17 protein-coding genes are annotated in these 15,869 nt (G+C 66.5%); 13 read left to right on the top strand and 4 right to left on the bottom strand.

The window, feature by feature from the left end:
• The first annotated feature begins 92 nt into the window (after positions 1-92).
• The 6 genes from SF06_RS18480 (at position 93) to SF06_RS02850 (ending at position 3,339) form a co-directional block, all read left to right on the top strand.
• Positions 93-680 (top strand): hypothetical protein, encoded by a 588-nt coding sequence (locus SF06_RS18480; RefSeq protein ID WP_051587460.1) that lies wholly within the window; start codon positions 93-95, stop codon positions 678-680.
• 255 nt (positions 681-935) lie between these two features.
• Complete coding sequence (locus SF06_RS02870; protein WP_027590803.1) at positions 936-1,502, top strand: antibiotic biosynthesis monooxygenase; 567 nt, start codon at positions 936-938, stop codon at positions 1,500-1,502.
• Positions 1,503-1,564: 62 nt separating this feature from the next.
• The gene (folM, locus tag SF06_RS02865) at positions 1,565-2,275 is read left to right on the top strand and encodes a dihydromonapterin reductase (RefSeq protein ID WP_039559886.1); all 711 of its coding nucleotides are present in this window, start codon (positions 1,565-1,567) and stop codon (positions 2,273-2,275) included.
• A 49-nt stretch (positions 2,276-2,324) separates the two neighbouring features.
• A complete protein-coding gene (gene folX / locus SF06_RS02860) occupies positions 2,325-2,696 on the top strand; it encodes a dihydroneopterin triphosphate 2'-epimerase (protein ID WP_037009107.1) in 372 nt (123 codons plus the stop codon).
• A 14-nt stretch (positions 2,697-2,710) separates the two neighbouring features.
• Positions 2,711-3,004: a DUF1244 domain-containing protein gene (locus SF06_RS02855; protein WP_027590806.1), complete on the top strand. Its 294-nt coding sequence runs from the start codon at positions 2,711-2,713 to the stop codon at positions 3,002-3,004.
• On the top strand, positions 3,001-3,339 hold the full coding sequence (locus tag SF06_RS02850) for a HopJ type III effector protein (protein WP_039559884.1): 339 nt from the start codon (positions 3,001-3,003) through the stop codon (positions 3,337-3,339). The genes SF06_RS02855 and SF06_RS02850 overlap by 4 nt, the downstream gene beginning before the upstream one ends.
• Positions 3,340-3,447: 108 nt before the next feature.
• On the opposite strand, the gene SF06_RS02845 is transcribed toward SF06_RS02850, so the two are convergent.
• Complete coding sequence (locus SF06_RS02845; protein WP_039559882.1) at positions 3,448-3,723, bottom strand: PA4642 family protein; 276 nt, start codon at positions 3,721-3,723, stop codon at positions 3,448-3,450.
• Positions 3,724-3,857: 134 nt separating this feature from the next.
• Between SF06_RS02845 and dauA the strand changes: the two genes are divergently transcribed.
• Complete coding sequence (gene dauA, locus SF06_RS02840) at positions 3,858-5,588, top strand: C4-dicarboxylic acid transporter DauA (RefSeq protein ID WP_027590809.1); 1,731 nt, start codon at positions 3,858-3,860, stop codon at positions 5,586-5,588.
• A gap of 123 nt (positions 5,589-5,711) precedes the next feature.
• Here dauA and dcd read toward each other — a convergent pair whose 3' ends face one another.
• Positions 5,712-6,278 (bottom strand): dCTP deaminase, encoded by a 567-nt coding sequence (gene dcd, locus SF06_RS02835; protein ID WP_027590810.1) that lies wholly within the window; start codon positions 6,276-6,278, stop codon positions 5,712-5,714.
• A gap of 216 nt (positions 6,279-6,494) precedes the next feature.
• Here dcd and SF06_RS02830 point away from each other — a divergent pair, with 216 nt between their 5' ends.
• Positions 6,495-6,944, top strand: coding sequence for a bacteriohemerythrin (locus SF06_RS02830; RefSeq protein ID WP_027590811.1), 450 nt, complete (start codon positions 6,495-6,497; stop codon positions 6,942-6,944).
• Between the two features lie 35 nt (positions 6,945-6,979).
• Here SF06_RS02830 and apbC read toward each other — a convergent pair whose 3' ends face one another.
• Complete coding sequence (gene apbC, locus SF06_RS02825; protein WP_039559880.1) at positions 6,980-8,074, bottom strand: iron-sulfur cluster carrier protein ApbC; 1,095 nt, start codon at positions 8,072-8,074, stop codon at positions 6,980-6,982.
• A 232-nt stretch (positions 8,075-8,306) separates the two neighbouring features.
• Between apbC and metG the strand changes: the two genes are divergently transcribed.
• Positions 8,307-10,340: a methionine--tRNA ligase gene (gene metG / locus SF06_RS02820; protein ID WP_039559879.1), complete on the top strand. Its 2,034-nt coding sequence runs from the start codon at positions 8,307-8,309 to the stop codon at positions 10,338-10,340.
• Between the two features lie 182 nt (positions 10,341-10,522).
• On the opposite strand, the gene SF06_RS02815 is transcribed toward metG, so the two are convergent.
• A complete protein-coding gene (locus SF06_RS02815; protein ID WP_027590814.1) occupies positions 10,523-10,840 on the bottom strand; it encodes a hypothetical protein in 318 nt (105 codons plus the stop codon).
• A gap of 169 nt (positions 10,841-11,009) precedes the next feature.
• On the opposite strand from SF06_RS02815, the gene SF06_RS02810 reads away from it, so the two are divergent.
• The 4 genes from SF06_RS02810 (at position 11,010) to rsxC (ending at position 15,846) form a co-directional block, all read left to right on the top strand.
• Positions 11,010-12,128: a glutamate--cysteine ligase family protein gene (locus SF06_RS02810; RefSeq protein WP_052199682.1), complete on the top strand. Its 1,119-nt coding sequence runs from the start codon at positions 11,010-11,012 to the stop codon at positions 12,126-12,128.
• A 102-nt stretch (positions 12,129-12,230) separates the two neighbouring features.
• Positions 12,231-12,815, top strand: coding sequence for an electron transport complex subunit RsxA (rsxA, locus tag SF06_RS02805; RefSeq protein ID WP_027590816.1), 585 nt, complete (start codon positions 12,231-12,233; stop codon positions 12,813-12,815).
• On the top strand, positions 12,812-13,387 hold the full coding sequence (gene rsxB / locus SF06_RS02800) for an electron transport complex subunit RsxB (protein WP_027590817.1): 576 nt from the start codon (positions 12,812-12,814) through the stop codon (positions 13,385-13,387). The genes rsxA and rsxB overlap by 4 nt, the downstream gene beginning before the upstream one ends.
• The gene (gene rsxC / locus SF06_RS02795) at positions 13,384-15,846 is read left to right on the top strand and encodes an electron transport complex subunit RsxC (protein ID WP_039559877.1); all 2,463 of its coding nucleotides are present in this window, start codon (positions 13,384-13,386) and stop codon (positions 15,844-15,846) included. The genes rsxB and rsxC overlap by 4 nt, the downstream gene beginning before the upstream one ends.
• Positions 15,847-15,869: the final 23 nt, after the last annotated feature.

Here is a 15,869-nt window from a genome sequence, read left to right as displayed (position 1 = left end):
GAACCGCTTATCGGAAGAAACGGGACCGCTTGCAACAAACGTCGAATAGCCGAGTCTTACAATCGGTTACCGCTTCGCTTCGAGATTTCCCCATGCGCAACGAGCCGCTGCTCACCCGTGACGAACTGGCCTTCCTCCAGCAGTTGCTGGATGAGCCCACGCCTTCCGTCACGCACGACACCAGTCGCTTGGTGCTCGACAGCAGCCCCGCCATCCATGCCCTGCTGGCCAGCCTGGGTGATGACGCGCACCTGACCGTCGAGGCCCAGGTCAATGGTCAGCGCCTGAGCTTCCCGCTGCGTCTGAATCGTGACGAGGTGCAAACCCTGCAGTTGCAGCTGGAAACGCCGCAGATCTTCGAGAAGGGCCTGGTCGAACGTCCGTGGCGCGCCACCCTGGCCACACCGCTGGCGCTGCTGGACCGCGCTGGCGCGGCCACCGGCCTGTCGGTGCGCCAGCTCTCGCTCAACGGTGCACTGGTGGCCGGCGCCTCGCTGCCGAACAACTTCACCCTGTGGATGGTACTGCCGGACAAATCCACCCTGTCGCTGCGCGGCAAGCAGGTGCGCGTGCTGGAGGAAGGGCTGGCGGCGTATCGCATCACCCCGCTGCAGCGTAACGGCCTGGCGCGCCTGCAGGATCTGCTGGTCACGCTGCACCACGAGGCACAGGCCCACTGATCCATTGCTCCATGCCGGTGCCGCTCGCACCGACAACCAATCCTCTTCGCCACCGACCAGCATCCTCACGCCAACCCGTGGGAGCGAATTCATTCGCGAGATGCCCGGTTCGGCGCGCACACCCGCACGTCCGTCACAAGACCACTTGCATTTCGGCTTGCAGCTTGCATGATTGCGCTCCGAGCGCGCCCCGCCACCCCTGGGGCGCGTAACCGTATCCGCCCTACCCGGGCGGTCACCGCAAGGAGTCGCAGGATGCCTACCCCGCCCATGACCCTGTTGGTTGCTCGCCGCGTCGAGCCTGCCCACTACACCGCATTCATCGAATGGATGCATGAAGGCGAACGCCTGGCCGCCGATTTCCCCGGCTACCTCGGTTCCGGGATGCTCGCCCCGCCGCCCGGCGACAACGAATTCCAGATGATCTTCCGCTTCAGCGACCCGGACAGCCTGGCCGCCTGGGAGCACTCGGCCTCGCGCCAGGCCTGGTTGCAGCGCGGCCAGGGCCTGTTCGACCGTCCCCACGAGCACCGCGCCCTGGGCCTGGACGGCTGGTTCAACGAGGCCACCCGCCCGCCGCGCTGGAAACAGAGCCTGGTGATCTGGCTGGCGTTCTTTCCGGTGTCGCTGCTGTTCAACCTGTTGTTCGGCGGCTACCTGGCCGACTGGCCGATGCCGGCCCGGGTGCTGGTCACCACGCTGGCCCTGACGCCACTGATGACCTACCTGGTGATTCCGCAGGTGACGCGCCTGCTGGCGCCCTGGCTGCAGCGGCCGACCCGGGCCAGCGCCCGCCTGCGCGCCTTGCTGGCCCGCCACTGATTGCCGGCGGCGGACGGCTGCTATAGGTTGGCGCCTCCAGCCGTCACCGCCCGAGCGTGCCCATGCCCCACTCCCCGGCCCCCATCCTGATCACCGGCGCCAGCCAGCGCGTCGGCCTGCACTGCGCGCTGCGCCTGCTCGACGACGGCCAGCCGGTGATCGTCAGCTACCGCAGCGAGCGCCCAGGCCTGGAGCAATTGCGCCAGCGCGGCGCCGAGCTGCTGCGCGCGGACTTTGCCGACGAGGCCGGCATCCTCGATTTCATCGCCCGCCTGCGCCAGCACACCGGCCAGCTGCGCGCCATCGTGCACAACGCCTCCGAATGGCTGGCCGAAGAGCCCGGCCAGGAGGCCGAGGCGTTCCGGCGCATGGTCAACGTGCACATGCTGGCGCCCTACCTGATCAACCTGCACTGCGCCGACCTGCTGCTGGGCAGCGCGCCGGCGGACATCGTGCACATCGGCGACGACGTGGTGCGCAAGGGCAGCGCCAAGCACACCGCCTACTGCGCCAGCAAGGCCGGCCTGGACAGCCTGACCCTGTCGTTCGCCGCACGCCTGGCGCCGAACATCAAGGTCAACGGCATTGCCCCGGCGCTGCTGATGTTCAACGAGGGTGACGACGAGGATTACCGCCGGCGCGCACTGGCCAAGTCGCCGCTGGGATTCGCGCCGGGGCCGGAGGTGATCTATCAGAGCCTGCGCTATCTGCTGGATACCCCTTACCTGACCGGCACCACGCTCACGGTGAATGGCGGTCGGCATCTCAAGTAGGCCCAGTCGTGCGATACTCGCCGCCCCCCAGAATCGGAGAGCAACGGCCATGCGACTGGAACCGGGAATGGCGCGCATTCGGGTCAAGGACCTGCGCCTGCGGACCTACATCGGCATCAAGGAAGAGGAAGTCCTCAACAAGCAGGACGTGCTGATCAACCTGACCATCCTCTATGCGGCGCACCAGGCGGTGGCGGAAAACGCCATCGAGCGGGCGCTGAACTACCGCACCATCACCAAGGCGATCATCGCCCACGTGGAGGGCAACCGCTTCGCCCTGCTGGAACGCCTGACCCAGGAAGTGCTGGACCTGGTGATGGCCCACTCCGAGGTGCGCTACGCGGAAGTCGAGGTAGACAAGCCCCACGCGCTGCGCTTCGCCGAATCCGTCTCCATCACCCTCGCCGGTCACCGCGAATAGCCTGGAGTCCCCCTATGAACGAACAACAACGCCTGGAACTGGAAGCCGCGGCCTTCCGCCGCCTGGTGCAGCATTTCCAGGAACGCACCGATGTGCAGAACATCGACCTGATGAACCTGGCCGGTTTCTGCCGCAACTGCCTGGCCAAGTGGTACAAGGCCGCCGCCGACGAGCGCGGCGTGGAACTGGAGCTGGAGGCCGCGCGCGAGGCGGTGTACGGCATGCCGTATGCCGAGTGGAAGTCCCGTTACCAGCGCGAAGCCAGCGCCGAGCAACTGGCCAGTTTCGAGAAGAACAAGCCCGAATGAACCTGAACGACTTTCGCACCGCCCTGCGCAGCGAACAGCACCTGTTCGCCGACACCCTGGCGTTCATCGGCGCCCGGTACGACTACACGCCAAGCGCCTTTCGCAACGGCGACCAGCAGAACGCCGCCGGCCAGAACGAAGGCTCGTGCAAGGTGCTGGGCATGGCCCTGCTGGAAGGCCTGACGGACGAGGAGGCCCTGCGGGCCTTCGGCGAGCACTACCGCAGCGTGCTGGCCACGCCCGAGGGAAGTGACCACGGCAACATCCGTGCGCTGCTGAAGACCGGCCTGGCCGGCGTGGCGTTCGAGCGACTGCCGCTGGCGCGCAAGCACTAAGCATCCACGACGTGGAACTGGCAAGCCGCGCAGGGTGGACAACGTTTGCCTTGTCCACCGCCTCGCAACGCCGAAGCGGCGGCCAGAACGGCGCCGACTGCCCTACTTTCAGCCGCGCGCTGCGCGGATCGCCTCGATATAGGGCTCAGCCTGGCGCTGGTCCTCGATCATGGCGATGAAGGCGTCGGCGGCCGCCAGGTCGTAGCCGGCCTCGCGGAAGAACACCAGGAAGCGCTCGAAGTCGCCGATGCGCAGGCCACGATAGGCCTTGACCAGCTTGTGCAGTGCCGGCGGGGTGTCGTCGGCCGGCTCCATGGCCAGGTAGGCCTTGATGGCTTCGTCGCCGATTTCCTCGCCGATCACCTGCTTCTTGTCCTTGCGCATCGCTCGCCTCGCTCATGTCAAAGGGCCCGCAGTGTACTCCCCTGCCCCGGCGGCGCTCAACGCAACCAATCGCTGCGCATTTCCTTACGGAGAGCAGGCGTATACTGGCCCGGCATTGCCCTCCGGGAGCCATCATGTCCTTGCAACTACCGCTGTTCGCGGCCTGGCGCCAGACGCTGCGCGCCGGCTATTCCCGTTCTTCCCTGCAGGGGGACCTCGCCGCCGGCCTGACGGTCGGCATCATCGCCATCCCCCTGGCCATGGCGCTGGCCATCGCCGTTGGCGTGCCGCCACAGCATGGCCTGTACACCGTGCTGGTCGCCGCTCCGCTGATTGCCCTGCTTGGCGGCTCGCGCTTCAACATTTCCGGCCCCACCGCCGCCTTCGTGGTCATCCTGCTGCCCATCACCCAGCAATACGGCATCGGCGGCCTGCTGCTCTGCACCCTGCTGGCCGGACTGATCCTGATCGCCCTGGGCCTGCTGCGCGCTGGCAAGCTGATCAGCTTCGTGCCCTATCCGGTGACCCTGGGCTTCACCGCCGGCATCGGCATTGTCATCGCTACCCTGCAGATCAAGGACTTCCTCGGCCTGCAGCCGCAGGGCGAACCCGCCCACTATGTGGCGCAGCTGATGAGCCTGGGCGAGGCGCTGCCCACCCTGCAGTTCGGCGACGCGCTGGTTGGCATGGTCTGCCTGGGCGTGCTGATCGTCTGGCCGCGCTTCGTGCCGAAGATCCCGGGACACCTGGTCGCCCTGCTGGTCGGCACCCTGCTCGGCCTGCTGCTGGAATCGGTCGGCCTGCCGCTGGCCACCCTGGGCGAGCGTTTCAGCTACGTGCTGGATGGCGTCGAGCATCCCGGGATCCCGCCGTTCCTGCCCAGTTTCGCCTGGCCGTGGGATCTGCCCGGCCCGGACGGCCAGCCACTGGTGCTGTCCTTCGAGCTGATCCGCCAGTTGATGGCGCCGGCCTTTGCCATCGCCATGCTGGGCGCCATCGAGTCGCTGCTGTGCGCGGTGGTGGCCGACGGCATGGCCGGCACCAAGCACGATCCCAACGCCGAACTGCTCGGCCAGGGCATCGGCAACCTGGTGGCGCCGCTGTTCGGCGGCATCACCGCCACGGCGGCGCTGGCCCGCACCGCCACCAACGTGAAGGCGGGCGCCTTTTCGCCGGTGGCAGCCATCGTGCATGCCGGGGTGGTGCTGCTGGCCGTGCTGCTGCTGTCGCCGCTGTTCAGCTACCTGCCAATGTCGGCCCTGGCGGCCCTGCTGCTGATGGTCGCCTGGAACATGAGCGAAGCCCACCATGTGGTGCACACCGTGAAGATCGCGCCGCGCACCGATGTGCTGGTGCTGCTGGTCTGCCTGGTGCTCACCGTGCTGTTCGACATGGTCCTGGCGGTCGGCGTCGGCCTGCTGCTGGCCGCCGGCCTGTTCATCAAGCGCATGAGCGATGTCACCGACACCGCCAGCCTGCCACCCGGCTACCACGAGGCACTGCATGATTTGCCCGAGGGCGTGGCCGCCTATGCCATTCGCGGCCCGCTGTTTTTCGGCGCGGCGGAGAAGGCGCTGGATGCCCTGCGCCGCTTCGATCGCGAGATGAAGGTGGTGATCGTCGAGATGAGCGCCGTGCCGCTGCTGGACATGACCGCCCTGGCGGCACTGGAAAGCATCCTGGATCACTACCAGCGCCACGGCATCGGCCTGGTACTGGTCGGCACCACGCCCCGGGTGCGTCTGAAATTGCGCCGCGCCGGCATCCACCGTCGCGAGGGCGAGCTGGCGTTCGTGCGCAACCTGGCACAAGCCCGCGAGAAGGCGCTGCGCTGGCTGGATGACCGGGGCACACCGGCCGCGTAGGCGGTCGGCGCTGTTCCGGCCGCCGCAGGGTCCCACTCGGTGGCCAAGGCGATGCCTTGACCATCCTACGCCCGGGTTACGGCCCGTGGGGCGATCCCGCCCCGGCGGCCAGGAACTACCCGATCAGGCCCTGGGCAGGGTGACGCCGGTCTGGCCCTGGTATTTGCCGCCGCGATCGCGGTAGGAGACTTCGCAGGGCTCGTCGGACTGCAGGAACAGCATCTGCGCCACACCCTCGTTGGCATAGATCTTCGCCGGCAGGGTGGTGGTGTTGGAGAATTCCAGGGTCACGTGGCCTTCCCATTCCGGTTCCAGCGGGGTGACGTTGACGATGATGCCGCAGCGCGCGTAGGTGCTCTTGCCCAGGCAGATGGTCAGCACGTCGCGCGGAATACGGAAGTACTCGACGGTGCGCGCCAGGGCGAAGGAGTTCGGCGGAATGATGCACACCGGGCCCTTCACGTCCACGAAGCTCTTTTCGTCGAAGTTCTTCGGGTCCACGGTGGCCGAGTGGATGTTGGTGAACACCTTGAATTCGTCGGCGCAGCGCACGTCGTAGCCATAGCTGGAGACACCGTAGGAGATCAGCCGCTCGCTGCCCTCGGTGCGCACCTGGCGTTCGACGAAGGGCTCGATCATGCCGTGCTCCTGGGCCATGCGGCGGATCCACTTGTCCGATTTGATGCTCATCGCGGTGTCCTGAATGGGTTCAACTGGAATGGCGCGCATCTTACCGGGCCAATGTCGCTCCTTCCAAGCCGAGGCGCCGGGTGAAGCCCATTTTCCCCCATTCGTCCACTGATCCAGATCAACATTCCCAGCCCCGCTCTTGCATAGCCTCGCATGCTGGCACGGTGCCTTTAAACCGAACGAACCGGGATATCCAGCAGCGGAAGGGAATGAACGATGGCGCTCAAGATCGAGTGGTCGGCCGAATTCGAAACAGGGATCGACCTGATTGATGAACAGCACAAGCGGCTGTTCGAGTATTTCGAGGAGATTCAGAACTGCATCGAAAGTGGCGATGGCAGCCAGGTGGAGATTCTCTGCCGCGGCCTGATCGACTATGTGCTTTCGCACCTGGTGTTCGAGGAGTCACTGATGGAGCAGGCCGGCTATCCGATGTTCGAAGCCCATCGCCAGGTACACGACGCATTCCGCCAGCGCGCCAACGAATACCTGGACAAGGTGACCAACGGCATCGACCCGCTCAAGGTGGCGCGCGACATGCGCACCGACGTGGGCCTGTGGCTGATCAACCACATCAAGCACGAAGACAAGCACTACGTCGCCCTGGTCAAGAAGAACCTCGACCGCGGCTTCGCCTCGCGCATGCTCGGCAAGTTCTTCGGCTGAGCACCCGGACAGGCACCGGGTGCCAGCCAATATCCTCAATCGTCGCTGATTTCGATCTTCGGCATCGACTGCGCGACGATCTGGCTGCCCTGGGCGATGCGCGCGCCCACCGTGCGCGCCACCTGCTGGTAGAGCATGGCGATCTGGCTTTCCGGATCGGCGATCACCGTCGGCCGACCGGCGTCAGCCTGGCTGCGGATGGCCATGGACAGCGGCATTGAGGCCAGCAGGTCGACGTTGTACTGCGCCGCCAGCTTTTCGCCGCCGCCTTCGCCGAACAGGTGCTCGGCATGGCCGCAATTGGAGCAGATATGGATGGCCATGTTCTCCACCACGCCCAGCACCGGAATGTTCACCTTGCGGAACATCTCCACGCCCTTTTTGGCATCCAGCAGGGCCAGGTCCTGCGGGGTGGTGACGATCACCGCGCCGGCCACGGGCACCTTCTGCGCCAGAGTCAGCTGGATGTCGCCGGTGCCCGGCGGCATGTCGACCACCAGGTAATCGAGGTTGTCCCAGGCGGTCTGGGTGATCAGTTGCAGCAGCGCACCGGAGACCATCGGCCCGCGCCAGACCACCGGCGTCTTGTCGTCAGTGAGGAAGGCCATGGACATCACCTGAACGCCATGGGCCTCGATGGGCACGAAGAACTTCTCGTCGCGCACTTTCGGCCGGGTGCCCTCGGGAATGCCGAACATGATGCCCTGGCTGGGGCCGTAGATGTCCGCGTCCAGCATGCCGACCCGGGCGCCCTCGCGGGCCAGGGCCAGCGCCAGGTTGGCGGCGGTGGTCGACTTGCCGACGCCGCCCTTGCCGGAGGCCACGGCGATGATGTTCTTCACGTTGCTCAATGCCGGCACCGAATCCTGTGCCTTGTGCGCGGTGATCACGCAGTCCACCTGCACACTGGCCTGGCTGACGCCGTCGAGGTTCTCCAGGGCCATCTGCAGCAGCTGGGCCAGGCCGCTCTTGAACAGGCCGGCGGCATAGCCGAGCTCCAGGCGCACGGCGACGCGCTCGCCCTGGATGTCGATCTGCTTGACGCAGCCGGCGCTGACCGGGTCCTGGTTGAGGTGCGGGTCGGTGTATTGACGCAGCGCGGCTTCGACGGCTTCGCGGGTAATGGACATGGGGGCTCCAGATTCGGACCGGCGGGACAGGCGGGCATGATAGCAGCAGCGACACGCCTCAGGCTGGAGCAGGCCGTACGGTAGACAACGGCGCAGCCTGTCTACCGGGTATGCGCGGGTATGCCGCGTGGAAAATCGCTGCGCGCGTTTTCCCCCCTGCGGCTGGTGGCTTCCGGCGCGCCCCTTCCCTTATAGTTGCCGGCTTGTTCCATCAGCGTGCAGCCCAACCGCCATGTCCGAAGCCCGCAAGATTCTCGTCACCAGCGCCCTGCCCTACGCCAACGGCTCGATCCACCTCGGCCACATGCTGGAATACATCCAGACCGACATGTGGGTGCGCTTCCAGAAGCTGCGCGGCAACACCTGCACCTATGTGTGCGCCGACGATGCCCACGGCTCGGCCATCATGCTGCGCGCCGAAAAGGAAGGCATCACCCCCGAACAGTTGATCGCCAACGTGCAGGCCGAACACATGGCCGACTTCGCTGACTTCGGCGTGAACTTCGACAATTTCCATTCCACGCACAGCGAAGAGAACCGCGAGCTGTCCAGCGCCATCTACCTGGCGCTGCGCGACAAGGGCCACATCGCCACCCGCTCGGTGACCCAGTACTTCGATCCCGAGAAAGGCATGTTCCTGGCCGACCGCTTCATCAAGGGCACCTGCCCCAAATGCGCGGCCGAGGACCAGTACGGCGACAATTGCGAGAAGTGCGGCGCCACCTACGAGCCGACCGAGCTGAAGAATCCGCGCTCGGCCATTTCCGGCGCCACGCCGGTGCTCAAGGAGTCCAAGCACTTCTTCTTCAAGCTGCCGGACTTCGAGGCGATGCTCAAGGAGTGGACCCGCAGCGGCGCGTTGCAAGACTCCGTGGCCAACAAGATCGCCGAATGGCTGGATGGCGGCCTGCAGGAGTGGGACATTTCCCGCGACGCGCCCTACTTCGGCTTCGAGATCCCGGACGAGCCGGGCAAGTACTTCTATGTCTGGCTGGATGCGCCAGTCGGCTACATGGCCAGCTTCAAGAACCTCTGTGCCCGCCGCCCGGAGCTGGACTTCGACGAGTACTGGAAGCCGGACTCCAGCGCCGAGGTCTACCACTTCATCGGCAAGGACATCATCAACTTCCACGCGCTGTTCTGGCCGGCGATGCTGGAAGGCGCCGGTTACCGCAAGCCGACCGCGCTGAACGTGCACGGCTACCTGACCGTCAACGGCCAGAAGATGTCCAAGTCGCGTGGCACCTTCGTCAAGGCGCGCACCTACCTGGATCACCTGAACCCGGAATACCTGCGCTACTACTACGCTTCCAAGCTGGGCCGCGGCGTGGACGACCTGGACCTGAACCTTGAGGACTTCGTGCAGAAGGTCAACTCCGACCTGGTCGGCAAGGTGGTCAACATCGCCAGCCGCTGCGCCGGCTTCATCCATAAGGGCAACGCCGGCGTGCTGGTGGCCACCGACATCGAGCCCCAGCTGCGCGCCAGCTTCCGCGACGCGCTGCCGAGCATCGCCGACGCCTACGAGAAGCGTGACTTCGCCCGCGCCATGCGCGAAATCATGCACCTGGCGGATCTGGCCAACGCCTGGATCGCCGAGAAGGCGCCGTGGGCGCTGAACAAGCAGGAAGGCAAGCAGCAGGAAGTGCAGGAAATCTGCGCCCTGGGCGTCGAACTGTTCCGCCAGCTGGTCATCCTGCTCAAGCCGGTGCTGCCGAAGCTGGCCGCCGACGCCGAGCAGTTCCTCAATGTGCCGCCGCTGACCTGGGCGAACCTGGCGCAGCCGCTGGCCAACCATCAGCTGAATGCCTTCACTCCGCTGATGACCCGTATCGAACCGGCCAAGGTCGAGGCCATGATCGAAGCCTCCAAGGAAGACCTGGCGGCCACGAACGCGCCGGCCGGCAATGGCGAGCTGGCAAAGGACCCGCTGGCCGCTGAGATCAACTTCGACGCCTTCGCGGCCGTCGACCTGCGTATCGCGCTGATCGAGAAGTGCGAGTTCGTGGAAGGCGCCGACAAGCTGCTGCGCCTGACCCTGGACATCGGCGACGCCAAGCGCAATGTGTTCTCCGGCATCAAGAGCGCCTACCCGGATCCGAGCCAGCTGGAAGGCCGCCTGACCCTGTACGTGGCCAACCTGGCGCCGCGCAAGATGAAGTTCGGCGTCTCCGAAGGCATGGTGCTGGCCGCCGGCCCCGGCGGTAGCGAAATCTTCCTGCTCAGCCCCGACGCCGGCGCCAAGCCGGGCCAGCGGGTGAAGTAAGGCGGGGTTGGTGCCGTAGGGTAGACAACGGCGAAGCCTTGTCTACCGGGCATACGCAGGCGTGGCTGTGGTGGAAAATCGCTGCGCGAGTTTTCCACCCTACGATCGGCGCGGCACCGAACCACAATAAAAAAAACGGAACCCTCGGGTTCCGTTTTTTTAATTTCTCAGCCTGGTCGCCGTCAGCGGGCCATCTGCTCGAACATGTAGTCGGGCAGCGGATCGAGGACGATCTCGGTGCCCTGGTAGGCCGGCGCTTCGGTCTTGGCGAATACGCCGCGCTTGTCCTTGCCGCCGCGGTAGTCGATCACGCAGCCATTGCTCTCCACCCAGAAATGCGGCGACACCACGCGACCACCCACCTCCAGCTTGCCCAGCATCGCTTTGTAGGGGACGCCCTGCTTGGCCAGACGGCTGACGACCAGACGGCTCAGGCTGTCGCTGGCGGTGTGGGTGGCATCCAAATCATCGAGCAGGCGTTGCAGTTCCTGGGTGTTCATAAAGAGCAAAGAGCCTCGGGGGTGTGGTGTTCTGACGCGGCGCATTCTACGACCAAAGTCTAATGATTGTTAGCGAGCTTTCTTTAAGTCAGCGACTAATTTGCATGCAAAGGATTCATCCAGCCGCCGGCCTACACTGGTCAGGACACTGGCGGCAGGACGCAACATCATGGTTCGTTCAGGCTCCGCGATGCGCTACGGCATCGAATTCGAATACCTGCTGATCGATGCCTCGGGCCCACACGCCGGACGCATCCGCGATTTCACCAACCTGGACTTCTCCGCCCTCAGCCGGATGCTGGCCGCCAAGCCAGGGCTCGACGATCCCACCCTGGCCACCGGAGACCAGGGTATTCGCAGCGGCTACTGGTACCTGGAAGGTGACGAGCGTGCCCACCCGGACGGTCGCTTCGCCGGCCTGGCGGTCAAGGGCGTGGAGATTCGCACGCCGCCGCGCAACAGCGTCGCCGAGGCGCTGGACCTGCTGCTGGAGATCGAACGGCAACTGGCCGCTACCCTGGCCACCCATCACCTGGCACTGGGCATCGCGGCACTCAACCCGCTGCACGAACGCTACGTCTTCGACCCACCGCTGAACACCTACGAACAGCGCACGCGGGCGGCCGATCGGGACTTCGCCGGCAACGACATCGCCACCCTGACCTTCGGCCCGGACCTCAACCTGTCCTTCGCCGAGCGGGACTGGCGACGCGACCTGGACGCCGCGCGCAAGCTGAACTTCTACGCGCCGTTCATCGTGCCGTTCAGCTTCGATTCGCCCTGGTACGCCGGCCAGCCTTGGACCGGCTGGTCGCGGCGCACCTGGATGCGCTGCGGCTGCAGACCGGCGGTGCGGGTGTATGTCGAGGCGGATAACCACGCGGCGCTACAGGCCTCGCCGCTGATGCGTCCGGCGCGCTTGCCCGGTGAAGTCGGGCGCATCGAGTTCAAGGCCTTCGACGCCGCGCCCGGCGTGGCGCTGCTAGCCGCCCTGTGCCAGCTGCTGACCGGCCTGTGCCTGGACGACAGCCTGCCGGGGCGCAGCGAGGAGCCCGATGTGGACCTCTACCGCCTGGCTGCCCTGGACGCCTTCGACGAGGCGCAGATCGCCCATGGCGCACAGCGCGTGCTGCGCGCCAGTGAGGCCGCGCTGCAACAGGCCGGACTCGAGGCGGCGGCCGGCCAGCTGGAACCGCTGTGGCGCCAGCGTGCCGCGCGCACCACCCCGGCCCATGCGCTGCGCGCCAGTGGACAGCCGTACTGGCCGGGCGGCCTGGCCGCCCATTGATGCCCGTCAGCCTGCGGCTGCCTGTCGCGCCTTGTATGCCCTGTCCCCCTCCCGGATAATACCGGCCCTCTTCAACGGCCCACCCAGAGCGATGCCCCTGCAATGACCGAACTCGCCCTGATCATGGTTAGCGCCATCCTGGTCAACAATTTCGTCCTGGTGCAGTTCCTCGGCCTGTGCCCGTTCATGGGCGTCTCCAAGAAGGTGGAAACGGCCATCGGCCTGTCGCTGGCCACCACCTTCGTGCTGACCCTGACCGCCATGTGCGCCTATCTCGTGCAGGAATACCTGCTCGAACCGCTGGGCCTGGAATTCCTGCGCACCATCAGCTTTATCCTGGTGATCGCCGTGGTGGTGCAGTTCACCGAGATGGTGGTGAACAAGACCAGTCCGCTGCTCTATCGCGTGCTGGGCATCTTCCTGCCGCTGATCACCACCAACTGCATCGTGCTCGGCGTGGCGCTGCTCAACGCCAACCGCAGCGAGTTCACCTTCATTACCGCCACGCTGAACGGCTTCGCCGCCGGCCTGGGCTTCTCGCTGGTGCTGGTGCTGTTCGCCGCCATGCGTGAGCGCATCGCCATTGCCGATGTGCCCAAGGCCTTCCAGGGCCCGGCCATCGGCATGATCACCGCCGGCCTGATGTCGCTGGCGTTCATGGGCTTTGCCGGGTTGATCAAGCTATGAGTCTGGTGCTGATTGCCGTCGTCGCGCTGCTGATCCTCTGCCTGGCCTGCGGAGCCCTGCTGGGCTACGCGGCGATTCGCTTCAAGGTCGAGGGCGACCCCATCGCCGAACAGATCAACGCCCTGCTGCCGCAGACCCAGTGCGGCCAGTGCGGCTATCCGGGCTGCAAACCCTACGCCGAGGCCATCGCCAACGGCGACAAGATCAACAAGTGCCCGCCCGGTGGCGAAGCCACCATCCAGGCCCTGGCCGACCTTCTGGACATGGAGCCCGAGCCGCTGGACGCCGAGGGTGGCGAGAAACCGCAGATGGTCGCCTTCATTCGCGAGGCCGAATGCATCGGCTGCACCAAGTGCATCCAGGCCTGCCCGGTGGACGCCATCGTCGGCGCCGCGCGGCAGATGCACACGGTGATCGCCAGCGAATGCACCGGCTGCGACCTGTGTGTGGAGCCCTGCCCGGTGGATTGCATCGACATGCTTGAAGTGGGCAAGAGCCTGCAGAGCTGGAGCTGGACGCTGCCGCTGGCGCCGGGCCAGCTGATCGCCACCGACCGGGAGCAGGCCGCATGACCGCGATGCACACCACTGTTTGGGACATCCCCGGCGGCATTCATCCGCCGGAGCGCAAGGAGCTGTCCAACCGCGCGCCGATCCAGACCGCGCCGCTGCCGGCCCGGCTGATCCTGCCGCTGAGCCAGCATCTCGGCGCGCCGGCCGAACCCTGCGTGGCCGTCGGCGAGCGCGTGCGCAAGGGCCAGAAGATCGCCGAGGCCCAGGGCACGGTCAGCGTGCCGCTGCATGCGCCGACCTCCGGCATGGTCAGCTTCATCGGTCCGCAGCCCTATCCGCATGTCTCCGGCATGGCCGCACCGGCCATCGTCATCGACAGCGACGGCCAGGATGAATGGTGCGAGCTGCAGCCGGTCGCCGATTTCCGCAGCCTGGCGCCCGCCGATCTGCTGGCGCTGATCCGCGAGGCCGGCATCAACGGCCTGGGCGGCGCCGGCTTCCCCACCGCCGCCAAGCTGGCCGCGCGGCCGCTGGACAAGGTCAGCACGCTGATCATCAATGGCACCGAGTGCGAACCCTACATCACCGCCGACGATGTGCTGATGCGCGAGAAGGCCGCCAAGCTGGTCAGCGGCATCGACATCCTCGCGCACCTGATCCAGCCGGAAAGCGTGCTGATCGGCATCGAGGACAACAAGCCCGAGGCCATCGCCGCCGTGCGCGCGGCGCTCGGCGAGCGCCCCTATGTGCTCAAGGTGTTCCCCACCAAGTACCCCTCCGGTGGCGAGAAGCAGCTGATCCAGATTCTCACCGGCCGCGAAGTGCCCAGCGGCGGGCTGCCGGCCGACATCGGCATGCTCTGCCAGAACGTCGGCACCTGCGTGGCCATCCATGACGCCGTGGTGCTCGGCAAGCCGCTGATCTCGCGCATCACCACGCTGACCGGCGAGGCGCTGGCGCGGCCGATGAACGTCGAGGCGCTGATCGGCACGCCGGTGAACGAACTGCTGGCCTTTGCCGGCCTCCAGTCGAACAGCCTGGATCGCCTGATCATGGGCGGGCCGATGATGGGTTTCAGCCTGCCGTCGCTGGACGTTCCGCTGATCAAGACCACCAACTGCCTGCTGGCCGCCACCGCAAAGGAGTTGCCGCCGCCCCCGCCGGCACTGCCGTGCATCCGCTGCGGCGAGTGCGCCGAGGCCTGCCCGGCCAGCCTGCTGCCGCAGCAGCTGCATTTCTTCGCCCTGGGCCAGGACCACGAACAGCTACGCGCCCAGCACCTGTTCGACTGCATCGAATGCGGCGCCTGCGCCTACGTGTGCCCGTCGAACATTCCGCTGGTGCAGTATTTCCGCGCCGCCAAGGGCGAGATCCGCGAGCTGGAACAGAAGCAGCAGAAGGCCGAGCACTCGCGCCAGCGCTTCGAGCAGCGCCAGGAACGCCTGCGCCGCGCCGAGGAACAGAAGGAAGCCGAACGCAAGGCGCGGGCCGAGAAGGCCGCGCTGGCCAAGGCCGCCAAGGAGGCTGCGCCCGCCGTCGAGGCCACGCCCCAGGCGGTGGAAGCCGGCGAAACCCTCAAGCGCCTGAAGATCGAGGCCAGCATGGCCCAGGTGGCCCTGAAGAAGGCCGAGAAGCAGCTGGCCCAGCACGACACCGAGGAGCTGCGCCAGCAGGTGGAAACCCTGCGCGCCGCCGCCGAACAGGCCCAGCAGGCGCTCGCCGCCCAGCCAGCCACGCCGGCGCCCGCCGCAGCCAAGCCGGCCAGCGACGAGGCGCTGAAGAAGGCCAAGATCGAAGCCGCCATGTTGCGCGCGCAGATCCGCAAGCTGGAGAAGCTGGAAGCCCCGGACGACGATCAGCAGGCCGAATTGGCGCATCTGCGCCAGCAATTGGAAGAAGCCGACAAGCTGCTGGCCGCCGCCGAAGCCGCCGTACCCGCGCCGGCCGCCAAGCCGGCCGGTGACGAAGCCCTGAAGAAGGCCAAGATCGAGGCCGCCATGCTGCGCGCGCAGATCCGCAAGCTGGAAAAACTGGAAGCTCCGGACGACGATCAGCAGGCCGAACTGGCCCGCCTGCGCCAGCAACTGGAAGAGGCCGACCAGGCCTTGGCCAGCGCCGAAGCTGCCGCGCCGGCGCCGGTGCCGGCGGCCAAGCCAACCGATGAAGCGCTGAAGAAGGCCAAGATCGAGCTGGCCATGGCCCGCGCCGAACTGAAGAAGGCCGAGAAGGCCGGCGCCGACGAGGCCGAGCTGACCCGCCTGCGCAAGGCACTGGCCAATGCCGAACAGGCGCTGCACGCGGCCGAGGACAGCACGGCCAAGCCGGCGCCGGATCTGGTACGGGTGGAAAAGCGCCCGGTCGACGACGCCACCCGGCAGCTGAAGACCGAACTGGCCTTCGCCCGCGCCGAGCTGCGCAAGCTGGAACGCACGGAAAACCCGGAACCGGCCGCACTGGACGCCGCGCGCGCCAAGCTCGCCGAGGCCGAACGCAAGCTCGCAGCGAACACGGCAGAGTGAACCGGCCGCTTTCGGTGGAAAAT

It is taken from the genome of Pseudomonas flexibilis (genome assembly GCF_000802425.1).
GTDB classification, from domain to species: Bacteria; Pseudomonadota; Gammaproteobacteria; order Pseudomonadales; family Pseudomonadaceae; genus Serpens; species Serpens flexibilis.
This window is presented reverse-complemented; position numbering and strand designations above follow the sequence as displayed.